Annotated in this window: 18 protein-coding genes; 6 read left to right on the forward strand and 12 right to left on the reverse strand. The window is 62.4% G+C overall.

Features of this window, described 5'->3' with window-relative positions; translation table 11 throughout:
* The first annotated feature begins 42 nt into the window (after positions 1–42).
* On the forward strand, positions 43–843 hold the full coding sequence (gene ppk2, locus XI06_RS29005) for a polyphosphate kinase 2 (RefSeq protein ID WP_237862372.1): 801 nt from the start codon (positions 43–45) through the stop codon (positions 841–843).
* 70 nt (positions 844–913) lie between these two features.
* On the opposite strand, the gene XI06_RS29010 is transcribed toward ppk2, so the two are convergent.
* From XI06_RS29010 to XI06_RS29030, 5 genes are all read right to left on the reverse strand, one after another.
* Entirely contained in the window at positions 914–1,348 is a 435-nt protein-coding gene (locus XI06_RS29010; protein WP_237868896.1) for a hypothetical protein, read from the reverse strand.
* Positions 1,349–1,368: 20 nt separating this feature from the next.
* A complete protein-coding gene (locus tag XI06_RS29015) occupies positions 1,369–3,069 on the reverse strand; it encodes an aspartate:alanine exchanger family transporter (protein WP_237868894.1) in 1,701 nt (566 codons plus the stop codon).
* Between the two features lie 18 nt (positions 3,070–3,087).
* Positions 3,088–5,841: a decarboxylase gene (locus XI06_RS29020; RefSeq protein WP_237868892.1), complete on the reverse strand. Its 2,754-nt coding sequence runs from the start codon at positions 5,839–5,841 to the stop codon at positions 3,088–3,090.
* Positions 5,842–5,979: 138 nt separating this feature from the next.
* Positions 5,980–7,683 (reverse strand): SulP family inorganic anion transporter, encoded by a 1,704-nt coding sequence (locus XI06_RS29025; protein WP_237868891.1) that lies wholly within the window; start codon positions 7,681–7,683, stop codon positions 5,980–5,982.
* Positions 7,680–8,360 (reverse strand): YoaK family protein, encoded by a 681-nt coding sequence (locus XI06_RS29030; protein ID WP_237862574.1) that lies wholly within the window; start codon positions 8,358–8,360, stop codon positions 7,680–7,682. The genes XI06_RS29025 and XI06_RS29030 overlap by 4 nt, the downstream gene beginning before the upstream one ends.
* A 134-nt stretch (positions 8,361–8,494) precedes the next feature.
* Between XI06_RS29030 and XI06_RS29035 the strand changes: the two genes are divergently transcribed.
* From XI06_RS29035 to XI06_RS29045, 3 genes are read left to right on the forward strand one after another with little or no spacing between them, the layout of a single operon-like run.
* Positions 8,495–10,183, forward strand: coding sequence for an aspartate:alanine exchanger family transporter (locus XI06_RS29035; protein WP_237862367.1), 1,689 nt, complete (start codon positions 8,495–8,497; stop codon positions 10,181–10,183).
* 11 nt (positions 10,184–10,194) lie between these two features.
* Entirely contained in the window at positions 10,195–11,079 is an 885-nt protein-coding gene (locus tag XI06_RS29040; protein ID WP_237862366.1) for an alpha/beta hydrolase family protein, read from the forward strand.
* Positions 11,080–11,102: 23 nt separating this feature from the next.
* Positions 11,103–11,690: an invasion associated locus B family protein gene (locus XI06_RS29045; RefSeq protein ID WP_237868889.1), complete on the forward strand. Its 588-nt coding sequence runs from the start codon at positions 11,103–11,105 to the stop codon at positions 11,688–11,690.
* 14 nt (positions 11,691–11,704) lie between these two features.
* On the opposite strand, the gene XI06_RS29050 is transcribed toward XI06_RS29045, so the two are convergent.
* Both XI06_RS29050 and XI06_RS29055 read right to left on the reverse strand, forming a co-directional pair.
* Positions 11,705–12,028 (reverse strand): response regulator, encoded by a 324-nt coding sequence (locus XI06_RS29050; RefSeq protein WP_237868888.1) that lies wholly within the window; start codon positions 12,026–12,028, stop codon positions 11,705–11,707.
* A gap of 171 nt (positions 12,029–12,199) precedes the next feature.
* Positions 12,200–12,823, reverse strand: a complete 624-nt coding sequence (locus tag XI06_RS29055) for a response regulator transcription factor (protein WP_237868887.1) — start codon at positions 12,821–12,823, stop codon at positions 12,200–12,202.
* Positions 12,824–13,096: 273 nt separating this feature from the next.
* Here XI06_RS29055 and XI06_RS29060 point away from each other — a divergent pair, with 273 nt between their 5' ends.
* Complete coding sequence (locus XI06_RS29060) at positions 13,097–13,780, forward strand: helix-turn-helix domain-containing protein (protein WP_237868885.1); 684 nt, start codon at positions 13,097–13,099, stop codon at positions 13,778–13,780.
* A 15-nt stretch (positions 13,781–13,795) separates the two neighbouring features.
* Here XI06_RS29060 and XI06_RS29065 read toward each other — a convergent pair whose 3' ends face one another.
* From XI06_RS29065 to XI06_RS29075, 3 genes are all read right to left on the reverse strand, one after another.
* Positions 13,796–14,485 (reverse strand): MarC family protein, encoded by a 690-nt coding sequence (locus XI06_RS29065; RefSeq protein WP_237868883.1) that lies wholly within the window; start codon positions 14,483–14,485, stop codon positions 13,796–13,798.
* A gap of 154 nt (positions 14,486–14,639) precedes the next feature.
* Positions 14,640–15,104: a potassium channel family protein gene (locus XI06_RS29070; RefSeq protein WP_237868881.1), complete on the reverse strand. Its 465-nt coding sequence runs from the start codon at positions 15,102–15,104 to the stop codon at positions 14,640–14,642.
* A gap of 70 nt (positions 15,105–15,174) precedes the next feature.
* A complete protein-coding gene (locus XI06_RS29075; RefSeq protein ID WP_237868879.1) occupies positions 15,175–16,266 on the reverse strand; it encodes an AI-2E family transporter in 1,092 nt (363 codons plus the stop codon).
* A 157-nt stretch (positions 16,267–16,423) separates the two neighbouring features.
* Here XI06_RS29075 and XI06_RS29080 point away from each other — a divergent pair, with 157 nt between their 5' ends.
* Positions 16,424–16,936, forward strand: coding sequence for a GNAT family N-acetyltransferase (locus XI06_RS29080; RefSeq protein ID WP_237868877.1), 513 nt, complete (start codon positions 16,424–16,426; stop codon positions 16,934–16,936).
* A gap of 1,493 nt (positions 16,937–18,429) precedes the next feature.
* Here XI06_RS29080 and XI06_RS29085 read toward each other — a convergent pair.
* Entirely contained in the window at positions 18,430–19,359 is a 930-nt protein-coding gene (locus XI06_RS29085; RefSeq protein ID WP_237868876.1) for a helix-turn-helix domain-containing protein, read from the reverse strand.
* Between the two features lie 122 nt (positions 19,360–19,481).
* On the reverse strand, positions 19,482–20,246 hold the full coding sequence (locus XI06_RS29090; RefSeq protein ID WP_237868875.1) for a sigma-70 family RNA polymerase sigma factor: 765 nt from the start codon (positions 20,244–20,246) through the stop codon (positions 19,482–19,484).
* Positions 20,247–20,428 lie beyond the last annotated feature (182 nt).

Raw genomic sequence — 20,428 nt, forward strand, 5'->3', positions numbered from 1 at the left:
CACACATTTCCGGATCATGCTCTAGCAGCCGAAAGGACAGGCATGGCCAAGAACGAGCCCGCGGAAAAAATGAAGCGCAAGGCTTATGAGAAGGAGCTGGAAAAGCTCCAGGTCGAGCTCTGCCACCTGCAGGAATGGGTCAGGGCCCAAAAGCTGAAGGTGATTATCATCTTCGAAGGGCGCGATGCCGCCGGCAAGGGCGGGACCATCAAGGCCTTGACCGAAAAGGTCAGCCCGCGCGTGTTCCGCGTCTGCGCCCTGCCCGCGCCTTCCGATCGTCAAAAATCCCAACTCTTCCTGCAACGCTATATCGAGCAGTATCCCGCCGGCGGCGAGATCGTGATCTTCGACCGCAGCTGGTACAACCGCGCCGGCGTCGAATATGTTATGGGCTTCTGCTCGCCGGCCGAGCACAAGCGCTTCCTGGAATTGTGCCCGCTGGTCGAGAAATTCGCCGTGGACGCCGGCATCATCCTGATCAAGCTGTGGCTCGAGGTCGGGATGGAGGAGCAGGAGCTCCGCTTCAGGGCGCGGATCGAGGATCCGTTGCGGCAGTGGAAGCTGAGCCCGATGGACACCGAGTCGTTTGGCCGATGGTACGATTATTCCCGCGCGCGAGACATGATGTTCGAGGCGACCGACACCAAGCATGCGCCATGGCGACTGATCCGCTCCGACGACAAGCGGCGCGCCCGCCTCAACATCATCTCGCATATTTTGCAGGCGATCCCTTACAAGAAGATCAAGCGCGAGAAGGTCAAGCTGCCGCAGCGCTCCCACAAGGGCCGCTACAACGATCAGGCCAGCCTGCGCGGGCTGAAATTCGTCGAAGAGCGATATTGAGACGCATGATCCCAACATGAAAAACGGGCTGCGGTGACGCAGCCCGCTTTATTGCAAGCCTCGTTCACGCCTATTTCAGCTTGATGGTCACGCCACCAACCGCAGCCGACACCTCCGCGCCGACCTTCGGTCCTGTGAGCTGAAGGATCACACCATTGCCGTTCTGCAACTGCACGGCGCCGGCGCCGGCGGCGACCGCACCGCCGGCTCCGCCCGCTGCATAGGAACCTTCGATCGAGGCCGGCCCCTTCAAGTGATAGGCATGGCCTACGAACTTGGTCGTCGAGGCGCCAATCGTGAAGCCGACGCTCATCCCTGATACCGTGAAGGGATATTTGTGGCCCCTGTAGAGCAGCACGCCCTCCCCGCCACCGACGCCGACGATGAAGCCGCCCTTGGTGAAGACGACGGCGACCTGGCCGGTGTCGGCGCGCGTGGGCGTGCTGAAACCTGCAACGATCGCAAGCGAAGCGGCCAGCGCAGCTCCGACGGTCAATTTTCTCATAGCGTTCTTTCCCCTTTTGTTTACTGCGCCAGCAGCATTGCGAAGTAGCCGAAGATCGTCAGCAGGATACCCGAGACGGCATAGCCGACCGGGAATCCGATCCAGGGCACGGAGCTCTGGATCTCGACCGCAGCCTCCCGGCACGGACCGGAATGCGACCGCGCGCCGGCGACGCCGCCCATCAGCACCGCCGGGTTGATCTTGAAGACGTGGAAGCCGATCGCCCAGACGATGAACGGCGGGATCGTGCAGGCAATGAACCCGACGATGAATATCTTGAGGGCAATCGCACCCGTTAGCTGCGACAGCAGCCCGGCGCCCGCATTGACGCCGACGATGGCAACGAACACGACGAGGCCGAGATCCTCGAGCACGTTGCGGGCCGCGTTCGGCGTGTTGCCGAAGAAGCGCAGCCGCGACACGATCGAGGACACGATCACACCCGACAGCAGGAGGCCGCCGGCATTGCCGAGGCCAACCCTGGCGCCGAACGCCGGGAAGTCCACCATGCCGATCAGGAAGCCGAGGATCATGCCGACCGCCAGCGTCAGCAGGTCGGTCGACGTGTTGGTGCGCGCAATGCGGCCCCACATGTCGCCGAGCTCGCTGACCGCAGACTTGAGGCCGACCACCGAGACGATGTCCATCCGCTCCAGCTTGGTCTTGAGACCGGCCGGGATCTGCACGCCGCCGCGCTCGACCTTGGTGACCTGCAACTGGCCAGCAATCGCCGTATCGCGGAAGGATTCGAAGGTGCGGCCCACCATCTCCTTGTTGGTGATGAGGATGTCTGCCTGGTCCATGGGAATGCCGAGTGTCTTGGCATCTGCGACCTCCGGGCCGATCAGGCCCATCTTGTCGGTGAGATGCTCGGTCGAGCCGCCAAGGGCGACAATGTCGCCCTTTTGCAGCACGAGATCGGCATCGGCCCCCTGCGGCTCGCCGTTGCGCCCGACATTGACGATCCGGTATTCCGGATTCATCGCGCGGAACTTGGCGATGCTGATTCCGGCGGTCGCGGGATTTTCCAACCGATAGGCACGCAGGCCGAACTGACGATAGCCGGTGAGGCCGCCGCCTTCGAGATCCTTGACCCCGAATTCCTGCTCATACTGCCTCGCGGCAGCCCTGGCGTCGACACCCCACCAGCGCGGCAGATATTTGCAGATCAGGATGATGCCGACGGTGCCCCAGATGTAGGTGATGCCGTAGGACAGCGCGATCATGCCGGAAGCCTGCTCGGGCTTCATACCCTCGGGCAACTTGACGACGCCTGAGGTAATCGCCTGCTCCGCCGAGCCGATCGCCGCGGACATCGTCTGCGAGCCCGCCAGCATGCCGCCGGCAGCACCGACAGGAAGGTCGAAGATCTTGGCACCAAGAACGACCAGCGCGAGGCCGAGCACGCTCGACACCAGCGCCAATATGCAGAACTTCAGCCCGTCACCTTTCAGGCTGTTGATGAAGGATGGCCCGACACGCAGGCCCACCCCGTACATGAAGAGATAGTAGAACAGGCTCTTGGCAAAGTTGTTCAGCTCGAGCTTGACGCCGTAGGTCGACGACCACACCGACAGGCCGGCGCCCACCACGATGGCGCCGGCGACCATGCCGAGGCCATATCCCTTGATGCTGGCCCGGCCAATATAGACGGCGAGGCCGACGACGAAGAACAGCAGCAGATACGGGTTCTGCTGAAGGAACGTGAAAAAACCCTGCATGTCGGTCCCCTCCGATACTTATGACGCGGCCTTGAGCTTCGGCTGCGCACCGGGCTTCGGCCGGCCAAGTTTCGCCAAAGCCTCCGTGCGCACGAGCTTCAGCCCTTCCTTGGCGTCGTAGCCATGGATCTCCTTCACATCGAGCTTGCGCATGAAGTCGATCGTCTCCTGGGTGATCACCTGGCCCGGCACCATGATCGGGAAGCCCGGTGGATACGGGATCACGAAGTTCGCCGAGACCAGTTCGGGGCCGGCCTTCAGCCGGCGGTCGATCTCGGGATCGTGGAGGCGGATATGCTCGCAGCCCGCGACGTCATAGGCGGCGTAGAAGCCGGTGCGGATGTCGCCCTCGTTGGTCTTGGCGCCGGAATCGCCGCGGAAGCTCGGATGGAAGTGCGAGAAGTTCGGCAGGTCGGGCACGTCCTTCATCAGGCTCTTGACGCGCGCCTCGAAGGTCTTGCGCGCATTTTCGCCGCCTTGCACCAGCCCGCGGTCGACCTCGCCTGCGATCTCGGCGAGGACCCGAATGAGATGCGCGACGTCGCTGCGGGTGTTGTTGATGTTGGACTGGACCAGCACCGAGTTGCGCGAGGTCTTGTTGACCTGGATGTTGTACTCGTTGGCGAGAATGCCCTTGAACTGGGTGCCGTCGAAGCCGGCCATGCCGCACACGAGGGTCATGCGGGTTGGATCGAGGCAGAACTCGTCCTCGTCGAGGCTTTTCAGCGTCGTCGCCCAGTTCACGCCAGCCGAGAGATAATCCGTGAAGCCGCTCTGGCGGTACTGCGCCGGCACCATGGCGTCGGCACCAAGGATGCGGAAGTATTTCGAGAGCAGCGGATTGTTGTTGACGGCCTGACGGATCGCGAACGCGATCTCGATCGCATTGGCGACGAGACCATATCCCTCCAGCTCCATCTGCCGCCGCGAGATGTCGAGGCTGGCGATGAGCTGCTGGTTCGGGCTGGTGGAGGCATGCGTGAACACGGCCTCCTTGAACTGCTGCTCGACCGTGTGGAATTCGACGTCCTTGACCGACAGCATCGACCCCTGCCGGATCGCCGACATCGACTTGTGGGTCGAGTTGGTCTGATAGACCCGCAAGCGGATCTGCCTGGGATCGGGGATCAGCCTTGTGCTGAGCAGAACCTCATCCGTCGGGTTCTTGCCAAGCTGTGCCTGCTGCTTCTCATAGGCGTCGACCGATTTGGGATCACGCATCCACGCCTCGATGTCGTTGGCGGCGCCGAGGCCTGTGCGGCGGCGCAGGAACGGCGAGAAGCGCGCGAAGCCGAACCAGGCTTCGTCCCACAGGAAAATCAGGTTCGGCTTGATGGCGAGACATTCCTCCATCACCCTGCGGGTGTTGTAGATGTGGCCGTCGAAGGTGCAGTTGGTCAGGTCCAGCATCTTGACGCGGTCGAGCCGGCCCTCGGCCTTGGCGCTCAGCAGCGCCTGCTTGATCGTCTTGAGCGGCACTGCGCCATACATCGAATATTCCGTCATCGGGAACGCTTCGACATAGAGCGGCTGCGCACCGGCGAGCACCATGCCGTAATGGTGCGACTTGTGGCAGTTGCGATCGACGATCGCGATGTCGCCCGGGGCAAGCAGCGCCTGCACCGCCATCTTGTTCGAGGTCGAGGTGCCGTTGGTGACAAAGAAGACGCGGTCGGCACCAAGCGCCCTCGCCGCCTTTTCCTGGGCCTTCTTGATGTTCCCGGTCGGCTCCAGCATGCTGTCGAGACCGCCAGTGGTCGCGCTGCTTTCGGCCAGGAACAGGTTGGGGCCGTAAAACTCGCCCATGTCGCGGATCCAGTCGGATTTGAAGATCGACTTGCCGCGGGCGATCGGCAGCGCGTGGAAGGTGCCGATCGGACGCTGGGCGTATTTCTTGAGATTGTCGAAGAACGGCGTGTCGTAGCGATCCTGGATGCCCTCGAGGATCGACAGATGCAGCTCCAACAGCTCTTCCACCGAATAGAAGATGCGGCGAACGACGCTGGCCTCGGGATTACCGGCGAGTTCCTCGACGTCGCGGTTCGAGATCATGTAGAGGTCGAGCTCGGGCCTGACCCGCTTGATGATCTGGGCAAGCCGCAGCGCGGACGCGTCGGATTCATCCTTGAGACCGGCCGTAGCCGTCAACGAACGGAGGACCGGCGCATCGTGCCGCGAACGAAGGCCAAAGCCCTCGTTGATGATGACGGCGCCCAGATTCGGATTGAGCATGGTCGCGCAGAAGGCGTCTTCGAGGCTGCCGACGATGACCGGTTCGTAGATGAAGCCATCCTCGGGGCGGCGCAGCTTGCGCCATTCGGCCGCGAGAGCCGGCCATTGGCTGGACGACATGCCGGTGACGATCAAAGTCTCGAAATAGGGTCGGCGTGCCTTATGACCACCGAAGGTGGGCGACACCAGTTCGGGCGCATCGCCATTGCCATCTTCCTTCGCATTCCAATCGCCGGCATGCTGGCGGAAGGATCGCGTGGCCAAGGCCTGGGTGATCCGCGTCGCAAGCGACCGCGAGGCGGCCGCATCGCCCGACGAGGCTGCCTCGCGCAGGGCCGCCATCAATTGCAGGCCGGGATAGCCGTGGAATTCTTCCGTCACCGACAGACTGGCCAGCGCCTCGTCATAAGCCGCGCGATCGCCGCCGCGCGCCCAAACCTTGGCAGCCTCGACCAGATCACGCCAATCGTCCGCCCGCGCGCCGGGACCGGAGAAGAACTGGTCGATGCGCTTCTGCGCGGCCTTGGTGTCCTTGGACATATATCTCTCCCGATCCTTACAGGCGAAAGGTGATGCGGGATCGTGCTTTGGGCGCCCGTCGCTCCATTGATCCAAGTCAACGGTCACACGCATTCTCGGCAGGCCGGGCGCGATGCCATTCGCATCGCAACAAGCTCGTCATGCCGTTCGCTGAGCCGGACCGCCGGTGTTTTCGCCGAGCACGCTGTCGAGCGAGCGCAGCCACTGACCGCTGTCGGTCTTCTCCCCGAGCCCCTCGGCGCGCAGGAGGTCGCGAAGCTGCGCATGCGCGCCGACGATGCAGAGGGTCACGTGGCGCGAGGCGAGCTCGTCGTAGAGATCGTGCAGCATGCGCGCGCCCGCCAGATCGATATAGGGCGACGCCGAAAGGTCGCAGGCGACCAGATGGACGCCCGGCGCGGTTCGGAGCGCGGTCAGCACTGTATCCAGAATCGTTTCGGCATTGATGTAGAGCAGCGACCCTTCGGGGCGAAACGCGATGATGCCAACGAGTGGCTCGACGTCCGCGTGCCGCGCGCTGTCCGAATAGCGGCCGCTGCCCGGCAAGCGGCCGAGGAATGCGACGTTCGGCCGCGAAGCGCGCGCCAGCAGCAGGACGATCGACGCGATCGAGGCCAGCAGGACACCCTGGAGGATGCCGAGCAACAGCACGGCAATCAGAGCGATCGACGCAGCATAGAAGTCGATCCGGCTCACCTGCCACATCCGCACCAGCGCGCGGATATCGACCAGCTTGTAGACCGCGGCAAAGACGATAGCCGCGAGCACCGCCTTTGGCAGGTTGGTCAGCAGCCCCGTGAAGAACAGGAGACAGAGCCCTAGCGTCACCGAACAGATGACGAGCGCCAGAGGCGTTCGCGCACCGGCGCTGTCGTTGACCGCCGATTGCGACAAGCCGCCGGCGACGGGATAGCCATGGCCGAAGGCGGCTGCGAGGTTCGCAGCGCCCAGCCCCAAGAACTCCTGGCGGACGTCGAGCGCATAGCCGTGCTTGACGGCAAAGCTCCGCGCCGCCGATACACCCTCGATATAGGCCAGCAGCACGCAGCCGGCTGCGAGCGGAAACAGATCGTCGAACTCAAGCAGGCCGAAGGTTGGCATGCCCAGCGCCGGGAGCCCCTCCGGGATCTTCCCGGTAACGGGCACACCGAGGCCGGGAAAGCCTGATATCGTCGCCACTACAATCGCAAGCGCCACGACCGTGATGCCGACCGGCTTGCCAGGCAAGAGCCGTTCGCCGAGCAGAAGCAGCAGGAGTGCTACAGCACCGATCGCCAGCACCAGGAGATCGAGATGACCGAGCTGTCCGACCAGCTTGAGGGCACGGTCAAAGAAATTGTGTCCGCCGCCGGCAACGCCGAATAGGCTCGGCAACTGGCTCATGATGATCGTGAGCCCCGCCCCCGCCTTGAATCCGACAAGGATGCTGTCGCTAACGAGCCGAACCAGCACGCTGAGCTTGAACAGCCAGGCGATGAAGCAGAGCACGGCAACGCCGAAAGCCGCGAGACTTGCGATCTGCGCGTATTTCACGGCATCGCCGCCGGCGAGCACGCCGACGGTCGCGGCGATCATCAGCGAGATCGCCGACGTTGGGCCGATCGCCAACTGCCGCGAAGCCCCAAGCAACGCATAACCGATGCCGCCGAGCATGTAGCCATAGACACCGATCTGCGGCTGCAGGCCGGCGAGCGCGGCGTAGGCCAGCGAAACCGGAATGGCGTACGCGGCGAGCGTGACGCCGGCGACGGCGTCGGAAGGAAGCCATTCGCGACGATAGGCGGCAAGCCAGCCAGCCGGTGGAAAGAACCGCGTCCAGCTCGATTCGGGTGGCGTATTCATGTGATCACCTCACGCGGTGTCGCTTCGCAGCGCAGCAGGACAATCAGCAGCGCGACGACGGGAATGCCGAGCGCGAGGTTGGGAATGGTCTCGGTGGCGAAGGCACCAGCGGCCGCGCCGCAGCCGAACACCGCGCACAGCGCGAAGAAGATGGCGGACCTGCGCAGGGTCCCAAGCGGCGCACCTCCGTAGGCGACCGCGAAGATATTCTCGACGGTCTGACGCATGTTGCCGGTGATCATGACCGTGCTGCAAGCCACGCCCTCGACTTTGATAAATATGGCCGACTGCATCGCCGCGACCATGGAAATGCCAAGCGTTCCTGCAATATCCGGCATCCGGTTGTGCAAGATGCCGATCACGATCAAGAAGACAATCTCGACCAGGACGCTGAGCGCGCTGGCCCGCTCTCCGGCCACACGGCGCAGCCAGGCGGCTATGACGATGCCGGCGGTGAAGGCCAGGATGGGCGGCACGAAATGCAATGCCTTGGTCCAATTGCCCGCCATGGCGTAGACCCAGAGAAAGATCACATTGGCCGTCTGGGCATTCGCCATGACGCCGTGGATGATCCAAGTATAGGCGTCAATATAGCCGCCGGCGAACGCCAGCAGCAGGACAATCTCGACCGTCTCATCGCGGCGGATTGCGCCGGCGGCAACGTCCAAGGTGCTCATGTCGACAATACGGAGCCTAAATTCTTCATTTGGTTCATAGGCGCCGCCGCGTCCTCGCCGAGGCTTGATCTGGATCAAGCAATCTCCCCCCGCGGCAAATCAAATCGCGGGAAAAGCGCCGGGGAACGTCGACCATGGAAACCGTCAGGTGGATCATCGCCGCCGCACCGGAAATCTTCCTGCTGCTGGCGATCGCGATCGGCACCATTCTCGGCCGTATCAAGGTCCGCGGTTTCTCGATCGGCACCACCGCCTGCATCTTGATCGTCGCAGTGTTGATCGGACAGCTCGGCAGCTTCACCTTTCCACCGATCCTGCGGGCCATCCTGTTCAGCCTGTTCGTCTTCACGATCGGCTACCGCTCCGGCCCGGAATTCTTCGCCTCCTTGAGCATCCGGACGCTGGCCCAGGTCGTGCTGTCGCTGGTGATCGGCGCGACGGGCCTCGTGCTCGTGCTGATCTTTGCCCGCCTGTTCAAGCTCGATACCGGCACCGCCGCGGGCCTCACCGCCGGTGCGCTGACCCAGTCCTCGGTGATCGGCACCGCATCAGGCGCGCTGGCGCAACTCGGCCTCGCGCCGGACATCCTGAAACAACAGGAAGCCAATATCGCCGCCGGCTATGCTGTCACCTACGTGCTCGGCTACATCCTGACGCTGCTGTTCGTCCCGTTCGTCGCGCCGCGGCTGATGCGGGTCGATCTCAAGGCGGAGGCCAAGAAACTCGAGGCCGAGCTTGCCGGCGGCGTCCCCGCGAAGTCGGACAATCTCTCCTACCGCAAATTCCAGGCTCGGGCCTATCGCGTCTCGGCGGCCGCCGGCCGCACCGTCGAAGCCATTGAAGCCGAGATCGGCGGGCGCACCGTCGTCGAGCGGATCGTCCGCCAGGGCGCCGACGTCGGACCGCATCGCGATGTCGTGCTCGAAAATGGTGACGACATCGTCCTGACCGGTCCGACCGCGGCGATCGTCGCCGCCAAGCCGGTCATCGGTGCGGAAATCGACGCCGACGAATTGTTGCGCAGCCTGCCCGGCAATGTCATCGACGTGCTGGTGGAGAACCGCAAGCTGCATGGCCGCTCGATCCGGGAAGTCGCCGAGATCGTCGGCGATAGCGCCCGCGGCGTCTTCCTGCGCGCACTGACCCGAATGGGCCGCGAGGTGCCGCTCGGGCCCGATACACGCGTCTATGTCGGGGACGTTATGACGCTGGTCGGCAGCACCCCCAATATCGCGCGCGCGACGGCGCAGGTTGGCTCTGCCCTGAACACGAGCGATCGCACTGATATTGCGTTTCTTGCCGCCGGCATTGCCATCGGTCTTCTGGCCGGTCTCGCCAGCTTCAAGATTGGCAATGTTGCGCTGACGCTGGGCGGCGGAGGCGGCGCGCTGATTGCGGGCCTGGTCTGCGGCTGGTTGCGTTCGCGCAAGCCTAGCATGGGCGCCATGCCGCCAGCCGCGCAGCAGACCTTGGGTGATATCGGCCTGGGCGGCTTCATTGCTGCGATCGGCCTGGGCAACGGCCTCGCCGCCTGGTCGGCGATCCAGGCCCACGGCTTGTTGCTTGTCGGCATGGGGATCGTTGTCACGCTCGTCCCGCTGACGGTCGGTACGATCGTCGCCTGTTACGTGCTGCGGATGAACCCGGTTGTGACGTGCGGCGCGCTGGCCGGCGCCATGACGGTCGATGCCGCCGTGACCGGCGCCTGCGACGTTGCCGAGAGCAAGACCCCGGTGCTTGGCGTTGCGGTGCCGTATGCGGTCGGCAACGTCGTGCTGACGGTGCTCGGTCCGATCGTCGTCGCCGCCACATATTCGGGATGACGGAGGCCCAGATGCGTGACTTGCGTGCAATCCTCGGCCCGTTCGTGACGGTCATGCTCGGCCTCCTCATCTTCGCAGCGCCGGCGCGCGCCGATGATGAGGTCCGCATCCAGGAGGAGCTCTGGGCCCTGACGTTGCCGTTACCGATGTTCGCCTATCTCGTGCGCCCGGTCGGCGACGGCCCCTTCCCGCTCGTGATCATGAACCACGGCGTTTCGCTCAACATGGCTGACCGCAGCTTCTTCCCGCTGGTGGAGTTTCGCGACGCAGCCAAATGGTTCGCGAAGCGCGGCTATCTTGTGATCGCGCCGGTGGGCACCGGATATGGGGCGGCCGCGATCGATATTCCGGAGCGCGGGCTGTATGGGCCATTTTTCTCGAAGATCGGCAAATGTGAGAACCCCAATTTCCCCGATGCCGGCCTCGCGATCGCACAGGTCGATCGCTGGATCATCGACTATCTGACCGCCGAGAAGCGCATCATTCCAAAGGATGTCATCGTCGTCGGCCAATCCGCCGGTGGTTGGGCGTCAATTGCATTATCGAGCATGAACCCACCGGAAGTGAAGGCCATCATCACTTTCGCCGCCGGCCGTGGCGGCCGCGTCGGGGGCAAGCCGAACAACAATTGCGCGCCCGACAAGCTCGTCGAGGCGACGGGGAATTTCGGCCGCACATCGCGGATACCGATGCTGTGGATCTACATCGAAAACGACACGTTTTTCGGCCCTGATCTGTCGAAGCGGATGCATGCGGCCTTTACCGCCGCCGGCGGCAAGGCAGAGTACCATTTGATGCCGCCATTCGGAAGTGAGGGCCATTACTTTATTGGCTCGCCGGACGCGATCCCGATCTGGTCGCCAATCGTGAGTCAGTTTCTCGATGCGCAAAAATGAGCCTGAACTTGGGAGCCGCGACGATGCCCCGTCCTCTTCGTTTTCTTTCCGGCTTTCTGGTCCTCGCTGTCGCTAGCTCCGCGACGAGTCCAGGCCTCGCCGCACGGAAGGCGACGGCGCAAGTCGACAAATCGGCTGAGGTCGCAACGCGAGGCCAGCGCGAAGCCAAGGATGTCACCTATGGCGACTGGCAGAAGGTATGCTTCACGGCCGGCGGCGCGCCCAAGCTCTGCCGAACATCCATCACCGGAATATTTCCAACCGGACAAACGGCAGTACGCGTGGACCTCATCGAGCGCGAGGACTCACCTACGGTGCGCCTGCAACTGTTCATGCCCGTCGGCATGTATCTGCAACAGCCGGCCAAGGTGAGGATCGATCACGGCTCGGCTCGCCGGGTCCCCTATAATTGGTGCGCCACCAATACCTGCATCGCAGCTGATGTTGCCGACCCAGCCATGATCAAGGAGATGGAGTCCGGCAAGACGCTGACGCTGGAGGTCGTCGACGCCAATCTGCTTGCCTTGACGACGTCGATACCGCTCGCGCAATTCGCCACCGTCCACAAGGGCGCGCCGGCCAAAACGCTGGAGCAATATGTCGACGAGTGAGAGGGGCCGAGAAGTCAGGCGGCGGATGCACGCTCGACCGAGGCGATCAGCGATTGCGCCGAGAATGGCTTTGTCAGATATGCAACGCAACCTGATGCCATCGCAGCGGCACGATTTGCCGCACTGTCATTGCCGGTGATGTAGATGACCGGCGCGACAACCCCCTGCCCTGCCAGTCGGAGCCTCAAATCGATGCCCGACTTTCCGCCGAGATTGATGTCGAGCACGATGCAGATCGCCTCGTCGAACTTGCCCTGATCGAGCAAAGCATTCGCTGAGTCGAACAGAGCCGCAACGAACCCGTGCGCACGAAGCAACCTGTTCAGGCTGGTCCGCATCGAAGGGTCGTCATCGACGACGAAAACTGTATCGCGGGACGGCAAGGAGGCGACCTTTCGGTCCGGCGCTATCTGTAGCGCGATGCCCGCATGGCAGCACCGCTCCACGAACTTTCATATTGTCCCTTGGGGCAGTCCAACGCGGCAAACTACTTTCCCAGCGACGGGAACCTAATCGCCCTTCGTATCGAGCATCCCAAGTCGTTCCGCGATCGAAACAAGCTCTGCAAGCGAATGAACTTGCATCTTCTCCATCACCTGATGGCGGTGGGCTTTCACGGTCCGCTCGGTCGTCCCTAGCTCATATGCAATTTGCTTGTTGATCTTGCCGCGGACAATGAGATCAAACACCTGCCGTTCGCGCTGGGTCAGCCTGGCGAGGTGCGCACGAAACGCCTCTAGCCTGCTGCGTTGGCTCCGCATGGCGTCCTGCCGCACCAGCGCACGTTCGATCGCGTCAAGCAGCAATTCTGACGAGACCGGCTTGGTCAGAAAGTCTTCCGCTCCGGCCTTGATGGTCCGCACCGTCGTTGCCGTATCGGCATGTCCGGTCAGGAAGATGATGGGCAGCGTCGAGCCTGACGCGACCAGCCGGCTCTGCAATTCGGGGCCGCTCAGTCCCGGTATCCGCACGTCGAGCAGAATGCATCCCGGCTGATCGTCACCTGGCGCTGCGTCCAGCAGATCCTGCGCCGACGCATAGGTCGCGACATCATAGCCGGCGAGCTTCAACCGGCGTTCGATCGCCGTCCGGAACGATGCGTCGTCATCAACTACGTGGACCAGGCCGGGCACTCTTCACCTCTCGCAAAGTCTAGCAATGACGAATGAAAGACCGAAACGATCGTGCTTCCACACGGCATCCTTTCCGAAGGCAGCAAGGGCTTCTCAATCCGCGCAACGAAATTTTCAGTCTGTCCCTAGGTACATTGGCCCTTGGGACAATGGATGGGAATACCGCGTTAGTCGTAAATCAACTTCAGCGGGAGTGGGATAGCGCGGCGCATTTCCTGCGGCGAGAGTTTCTGTCCGACAGACCAATTCGGCGTTGAGCTGAGGAGTTGGCCTATGTTCGTTCGCATCACCACGGATTCCGCACCCCGCCCCAATTCGCTCCGCGACCTCGGCATGACCAGTTCGTCGACTACGCTGATCAGTCTGAGCGAATTTTCCTATAAGAAAGGTTCTGAAGTTTACGGCGAGAAGGAACCCGCCGATTATGTCTATCAAGTCAAGTCTGGGGCGGTGCGGAGCTACAAGCTGCTGTCGGACGGTCGCAGGCAGATCGGCGCCTTTCATCTCACTGGCGATATCTTTGGCCTGGAGAATGGCAGCGAGCACCGGTTCACGGCCGAGGCGATCGTCGATACCACGGTACGTCTCGTCAAGCGGCAGAGCCTTGAACTGGTCGCTGAAAGTGACACCGTGGTCGCCAGGAACCTGCTCAGCATGACCACCAACAATCTGCAGCATGCGGAAGACCATATGCTGCTGCTCGGGCGCAAGACCTCGCTGGAGCGGGTTGCGGCGTTCCTGCTCGAGATGGACAAGCGGGTGACAGCGGCTGGGGTCATGGCGCTGCCCATGTCGAGGCGCGATATCGCCGACTATCTCGGCCTGACGCTGGAGACCGTCTCACGTGCGTTGTCGCGGTTGCATGAGCTCGGCGTCATCGGCTTTATCGGCAACACACAGCGCCAGATCGTGTTGCTGGACCGGCACCAGCTTGCAAGCCTCGATCTGCCGGCTTGATCTGACGAGAAGCCGCTAATGGACGGTGTGTGCAGCACCATCCAGGATGGTTCGCGCGACGTCCGTCGTCCCGGTGATGATGATCTGCACGCCGATGCAGAGCAGCAGGAATGCCGACAGCTTTGTAACCACGCTGGTGCCTTCCTCGCCGAACACGCGCGCCATGGCGCTCGATTTGCGGTAGGCGTGGTATATTGCCGCGGTTACGGCGATCGCAATTGCCAGCGAAACAATCGACGATTCGAACATCGCGTCCAGACTGTCGGTCCGGCTTATTCCGATGGCGATGGCGGTCGCAATCGTCCCAGGTCCGGTTGTGAGCGGGATCGTCAGCGGGAAGAACGCCATCCGCTTCATGGTCGCAAGATCGGCAGTCGCCTCCGCATGGGGGCCGGCCGCACCGGGCAACGCGTGGAGCATCGACCAGCCGGTTGCGGCAACCACGAGGCCCCCGGCAATCCGGAGCGCCGGTATGGTCACGCCGAAGAAGTTCAGAATCTGGCTGCCGAGAAACAGCGAGACCAACAGAACAGCGAAGGCATATCCGGCAACGCGCAGCGCAAGATCCGCACGCTCTTCCTCAGACAGGCCCCTGGTCCGGTCGAGGAAGATGAAAGCCAGTCCGTAAGGATTGATGATAGCGAATAGCGCGCCAAAGCCGAACAAGAAATCGGCAACCCACCGGGATGTCGCGAAATTGGGCATCTGGCCTCAGATTCCGTTGCGCCGCGAAAGGTTTCCGTACGAGCCTGACAGGCACGATCCGCACATCACGTCAGCTCCGCCCGATGGTCGCTTCGGTCCATGTCCAGCGAAATTGCGTTTCGGAGTGCTCTCATCGTTTTCGGGACAGTCGCATTCACGGCACTTGTTCCTTTCTTCGGATGACGTCGTCCTTGATCAGCCCGACGTGGTCGAGCGTCTTGCGCAAGACCTCGAACAGGATCGCGGCTGACCAGCCGAACAGCAGCACGCCGTTCATCGCGGTCAGCGGCCCGATCAGCCGCCATTCGCGCACCGGCGTGATGTCGCCGTAGCCAAGCGTCGTGTAGTTGACGAAAGCGAAATAGACGAGGTCGCTGTCGGCAGCGGCCACGGCCTGGACGACGGCATAGGTCCATGCCCATACCAGAACTTCCAGCGCGTGCGCGACGTTCAGGACCGCTGCCGTCGCAACCATCACACCCATCAGGTGCAATCTCGGCCGCCCAACCTTTCGAAGACCTGCGCTGCGGGCAATTGCGACGGCGACGAGTGTAACCAGCGCGTGGATGCCGATATTGATCGCACTGATCAGCGCGCCGACCGTCAATTGCAACAGCATAAGGATCGACCAACCTCGCGGGTGCCGAACGATATTCAAGGGGGGCTGCAATCGTCGACGTTGATTTGGGTCAACGATCGGCAATCCCGTCCGGCACCGGCGCGGCCTGCTCGATGCGGATCCAGGCGGCGGCAAGCTCCCAGGCAACCGCCAGGATGATCGGCCCGATGAAGAGCCCGATGATCCCGTGCGCGAGCGTTCCGCCGATCACGCCGATCAGGATCACGAGCGTCGGCGTGGTCAGCCCACGCCCCATGACCAAAGGCTTCAGGATGTTGTCGAGCAGGCCGACGATGACGAAGAAGACCGTCAGCGGCAGTGCCGTGGTGATGTCCTTGTCCGTCCAGACCCAGATGACCACGGGAAGAAGAACGATGGCCGCGCCGATCTGCACGATCGACAACAACAGAACGATGACGGCGAGCAGGCCTGCGCTCGGAATGGCGGCGAGCTTGAAACCGATGCCGGCGAGCAAGGCCTGAATGATCGCAACGCCGATCACGCCCTGCGACACCGCGCGGATGGTTGCGCCGGAGAGCTCTAGAAAATGCTCGCTCTGTTCCGGCACGATCCGGTACAGGAAACTGCGAATCGCGCCGGCAAGCTGCGGCCCGTAGGGAAAAAGGAGCCCGGCGACCAGCACTGATAGCAGGAACTGAAGCGTGCCGATGCCGGCGCTGCCGACGAATGACAGCATGAACCCGGCCAACGGCTTCAGATACGGTGTGACCTCCCGCAGCACCGCGCGGATATTGGTGTAGGCCAGATTCCAGAGATCGTAGAGCTGCGGGCCGATCAAGGGCCAGCTCTTGATCCGCTCAGGTGCTTCCCGAAGCGCGAGCTCGCCAGCGCTGATCTGGCTTGCGATGTCCCTGATCCCTTCGACGGCACTCAAGCCTAGCCACGCCGCGGGCCCGATGACGATGCCGAGCATGACCACCGTGAGGATGGCCGCCGCAATACGCGGGCTGCCGCCGAGGAATTTGGCGAGCCAGCTGAAGACCGGATAGAACGCCACCGCGAGCACCGCGCTCCAGGTCAGGATCGGCACGAACGGCTGGATGATCAGGAAGGTCCACACGACCAGCAGCCCGAGCAATCCGAGCCGGATCACGAGCTGGATGACGCCGTCGGTCGTCAGAACTTGTCGAATTGTCTTCACGCGCGGTGCCTGTGTCCTCAGGAGCCCGCCAAGCGTAGCCGCCCCGCTCGCGCAGCCGGCTTGATCCAGATCAAGCAGTTCCGCCGCAGTCACCAGCCTGATCGCCGGATGCAGACGACAGTCGTCGTCTCCGCCTCATAAACGCAGCGAGACACCGATGACTGATGCCGCGAGCTACTCGCACAGGGACACGTTGCGCGACGGCACGCCCGTCGAGATCCGAGCGCTCCGCCCCGAGGATGCGGTCGAGATGCTCGCCGCGCTGGGCCAGACCAGCGCGCAGTCGCGGCGGCGTCGCTTCTTCATCCCGAAGCAGCATTTTTCGGACAGGGAGCGCGACTTCTTCATGGAGATCGATTTCGAGCATCATGTCGCGCTGGTCGCCTGCGTGGACGATGCGGGCATCGTCGGCGGCGGCCGCTACATCGTCACAGAGCCTGGCCGCGCCGAAATGGCCTTCATGGTGATCGACGCCTGGCAAGGGCGCGGCATCGGCGGCCTGCTACTGCGCCACCTGATCGCGCTGGCGCGCGACGCCAAGCTGAGCGAATTGATGGCCGAGGTGCTCCTCGAGAACGCCGCCATGCGCCGCGTCTTCGATAGATTCGGATTCGTGCGCGTAAAGGGCCAGGATCCCGATGCCCTCCACCTGGAATTGAAGCTGAGCTAAACGGATCAAACTCCAGTCAATTCAGCCAATTAGACAGAATTATTGACGCTGAAATTGAAGGGGTGACCTGTCAACCTTTGCAACTCCCGCAGCGCGCCTGCCTCGCAGAGCCTCGCGAGGACACGCTCCCAGGCTGGAATGCGAGGCCCCCGGGTACCGGGCACGGCCGGCCGATGCCCCCTCTCCGAGGACACGGCGGCGATCTGCCCCCCCCACCCGTGAAGCCTTCACGCGGTGGATTTTGTATTTCTGTTCGTTAAGATGCCCCCAGGGTTAGCCACTCACAGCTTGCTCCGGAGTGCATGGATGCAGAACTTTGTAACCGGATGCGTTGTGGTCGCTGTGGGTTTTATGGTCTTGCTTGCCTTCTCCCAAAAGCACCATCAATGCTGGAATGGGCACGTGCTGCAAGACTTGCACGAGCATGTGCTCACTCGTCAGCCTTGCGGATCCCTCAGTAGCTCCTCCATGTAGGAGTCCGCCGCTCTCTTCCACTCCCGCGACGCGCAGTAGCGCCCGCGCATTTTGAGCCGCCAGTAATCGCGAATTTTGACTCTCGCCGGCGCTGCGCCTGGATCGCGGAATGCCACGCGTCAAACGCCGCCGCGACTCCGAACGGAGCAACCAGCGGCTTGCCATCAGGCCAGGAAAACCACCCGTTCTCCCAAGTGACGAGCCCGTCTTCGTGAACCCTGCCATTCACGAGGGGTTCATACCTGCTGAAGCACGCTTCGCCTTATGGAGGTTTTCAGATGATCATTATCGGCCTCGCCGCATCGCTACTCGCAGGTCAGGCTTTGCCGACCATGGACTTTCAGCCGCCTATGCAGCAGGTCCAGTACGGCGTCCCCAGGCACCCGCCCCCTTGTGGGGACGGTTGGGATATCAGTGCTCGGGATGGCTGGTGCTATCCGAACGGATACCTTCCGCCTCAGGAACAGGCTGCGAGGCAGTGGCAGTATCGACGTGGATACGGTTACGGCGGCCGATATCCCGTTCCTTGCGGCAACGGTGCTGACATCGATATCCGAGATGGGCAATGCTACCCGACCGGGACAGTACCGCCTCAATTTCAACAGGGCCGGCAGGGGTACTACGGCGACGATTACTACGATCGCCGCCCCCGGCGCTATTATCGCTATTATTAAGGAAGCCGCCGCCTGAACCGGCGGGCCTTGGTCGTCTCGGCGCAATCAGCCGCTGCTGGTCGCGCTTGCGGTGAGTTCGACGACGGCGCCTCATTGGTCACGCTCCGCAAGCATGCTGCTCGAGAGTGACCTGGGCATAGGTCGCGACAAATGCTCGAATTGCAGAAAACGTTCGCGAACACGCGAGTACCGAGCAATCGACTGATTTTGCTGGATTAGCGCACTTTTTCTTACCTAGCGTTCTGCACAGGGATCCGGAACACGGGGACAAACGGATCTTTGCCGATCGCGAATCCCTGCCCGGGGTTAACCGCTCGGCCGAGGACGAAACTCACTATCCGGAGCTCACGTCTCACGTACCGAATTACCCCGCATGTCGCGGCGCCAAGCGCCCGGGCTTAGACCGACCAAAGTGGAAAATACCCGCGTAAAATGGCTTTGATTGGCAAAACCGACCGACATTGCGATCTCGGCGAGCGACAGGTCCCGAACGGTCATCAACTGCTTCGCAGCGCTGACGCGTTGGCGAAGCAGCCACTGATGTGGCGGCAGCCCGACGGACGCTCGAAACGAGCGAGAAAAATGGCCAACCGACAGGCCCAACTCCGCCGCGATCTCCTCCAACGCGAACTTCCCGCTGAGATCCGACTCGAGCTTTTCGCAAGCGCGCCTCACCTGCCATGGGGCAAGACCACTGGGCACGAGTTCGGCGTTGCGCAGGCCACCATACGCCTGAGCGACGTGCGCAGTGAGCGCAAGCATCATGTGGTCTACGAAAAGCTGGTTGGCTTCAGCGGGCCGGCGCAATCCCTGGAGAAGTGCCGCGCCGATGTGATGCACGACTTCGTCGCGAAAGCCGGTGCCGAACTGGCAATCGAGCTGCCCGACACGCCGCACGCCGAACTGCCCTGCAATGCCGTTAAGGGCCGAAGCAGGAACGTAGAAATGAACAGAATGGAACGGCTTGTCGATCACAAAGCGCGGATCGTTCTTCAGGTCATAGAGGTAAGTCGCGCCTGCCCGGATATTGGGCTTGGTCACGCACTTGCCATGCTCCCAATATTCGCAATCCGGGTAATCGCGAAGCTTCAAGCTGACGAGGTAGGCGTCTTCCGGATCGACCGCACCGCAAAGGCCCGGAACGGGATTGTCATCCCGCGTTTCCGTCGCAGCGACCTCGACGCCGCGCACGGAACGGGCGATCAGCGACGAGGGCGTGTCCCGAAGGTGCAGAAGCTCCCTGAACTTCTCCCCATGAAAGCCGCTCTGTGCCATATCGGTCGACCATCGCTCCTACAGACCCGCAGATCAGCCTACTGCCACGTCGGCCTCCATTATCGCGGTTGAGGGAGAGCCGTCCAGCGGAACCCATGACACGAATGGTTTACAACGCGATTTCAACGTGTTGCCGCGGCGTCGAGACCTGCCGCCACCAGGATCCTCGCGAGTTGCTTGCGCGCGTAAAAGATCCTGCTTTTCACGGTCGCCTGCGGAATGCCGATGATCTCGCTGACTTCGGCCGTGGAGTTTTCACGATAGTAGTACAGGTCGATGATCTCCCGGTGAGCCGGGGATAGCTCATCGATACACGCCCGCAAAAGTCCCTCTGTTTCCTTGCGGTCCAGAGCAACATCAGGTGTATCCCCGTCATCGATGATCCCAAGAGTCTCGTCTTGATCGATCTTCTCGTGCGTTCGTTCTCGCCGCGAGTTGATGGCCTTGAATCGGGCGATCGAGAGCAGCCATGTGGAAACGCGCGCGCGACCTTCGAACATGTTTGCGGAGCGCCACACATCGAGGAACACCTGGTTGACGAGATCGTCGACGATCGCGGGATTCCGGACGAGACACCGAATGAATTGGGACACTCTCTTGCGGTGGCGGGCGAAGATGATGTGCATGGCCGCCTTGTCGCCCTCGGCGACGTTCTTCAGCAGCATCTCGTCGGAAACGTCGGCCTCCTGGCGGACCGCATAGACCAGCCTCTCGCGGCTCTTGGCATCGAATGGCCCGTCCGATGATTGCAAAACAGGATCATTGCACCTGGTTGCGGACGCGACTGAGCCCGTTTGGGCGCAGCCGGATAAGGGAGCGCTTCGCCGAGGTCGATGAAATGATGGGGTACGCACCCGCGCTCGTTGTCGTTCCCTGATAACAGACATCGTCCCCTCCGTTCTCTTGACGAGATTGCGATGAGGATGGGTCGCATGAAGCCTCTTCGGCTATCCTACGAGGGGCGTCCGCTTCTAGTCTTCTGGTCTAGGGTCTATTACCCGCTCGGCGGGCCAAGGGGAGCTCGAAGCCGTAGCTCCGGTCAGGTCTCTCCGTCGGGCACACGCTTGTG

Source organism: Bradyrhizobium sp. CCBAU 11434 (genome assembly GCF_028128895.1).
In the GTDB taxonomy this organism is placed as follows: domain Bacteria; phylum Pseudomonadota; class Alphaproteobacteria; order Rhizobiales; family Xanthobacteraceae; genus Bradyrhizobium; species Bradyrhizobium zhengyangense.

Coding starts and splice junctions, on each gene's coding strand:
- XI06_RS29070 (WP_237868881.1), bottom strand. CDS start 15,104: ATGCTGTTGCAATTGACGGTCGGCGCGCTGATCAGTGCGATCAATATC.
- XI06_RS29065 (WP_237868883.1), bottom strand. CDS start 14,485: ATGCCCAATTTCGCGACATCCCGGTGGGTTGCCGATTTCTTGTTCGGC.
- XI06_RS29040 (WP_237862366.1), top strand. CDS start 10,195: ATGCGTGACTTGCGTGCAATCCTCGGCCCGTTCGTGACGGTCATGCTC.
- XI06_RS29015 (WP_237868894.1), bottom strand. CDS start 3,069: ATGCAGGGTTTTTTCACGTTCCTTCAGCAGAACCCGTATCTGCTGCTG.
- XI06_RS29020 (WP_237868892.1), bottom strand. CDS start 5,841: ATGTCCAAGGACACCAAGGCCGCGCAGAAGCGCATCGACCAGTTCTTC.
- XI06_RS29010 (WP_237868896.1), bottom strand. CDS start 1,348: ATGAGAAAATTGACCGTCGGAGCTGCGCTGGCCGCTTCGCTTGCGATC.
- XI06_RS29090 (WP_237868875.1), bottom strand. CDS start 20,246: ATGTCTGTTATCAGGGAACGACAACGAGCGCGGGTGCGTACCCCATCA.
- XI06_RS29080 (WP_237868877.1), top strand. CDS start 16,424: ATGACTGATGCCGCGAGCTACTCGCACAGGGACACGTTGCGCGACGGC.
- XI06_RS29050 (WP_237868888.1), bottom strand. CDS start 12,028: ATGCGGACCAGCCTGAACAGGTTGCTTCGTGCGCACGGGTTCGTTGCG.
- ppk2 (WP_237862372.1), top strand. CDS start 43: ATGGCCAAGAACGAGCCCGCGGAAAAAATGAAGCGCAAGGCTTATGAG.
- XI06_RS29035 (WP_237862367.1), top strand. CDS start 8,495: ATGGAAACCGTCAGGTGGATCATCGCCGCCGCACCGGAAATCTTCCTG.
- XI06_RS29025 (WP_237868891.1), bottom strand. CDS start 7,683: ATGAATACGCCACCCGAATCGAGCTGGACGCGGTTCTTTCCACCGGCT.
- XI06_RS29060 (WP_237868885.1), top strand. CDS start 13,097: ATGTTCGTTCGCATCACCACGGATTCCGCACCCCGCCCCAATTCGCTC.
- XI06_RS29045 (WP_237868889.1), top strand. CDS start 11,103: ATGCCCCGTCCTCTTCGTTTTCTTTCCGGCTTTCTGGTCCTCGCTGTC.
- XI06_RS29085 (WP_237868876.1), bottom strand. CDS start 19,359: ATGGCACAGAGCGGCTTTCATGGGGAGAAGTTCAGGGAGCTTCTGCAC.
- XI06_RS29030 (WP_237862574.1), bottom strand. CDS start 8,360: ATGAGCACCTTGGACGTTGCCGCCGGCGCAATCCGCCGCGATGAGACG.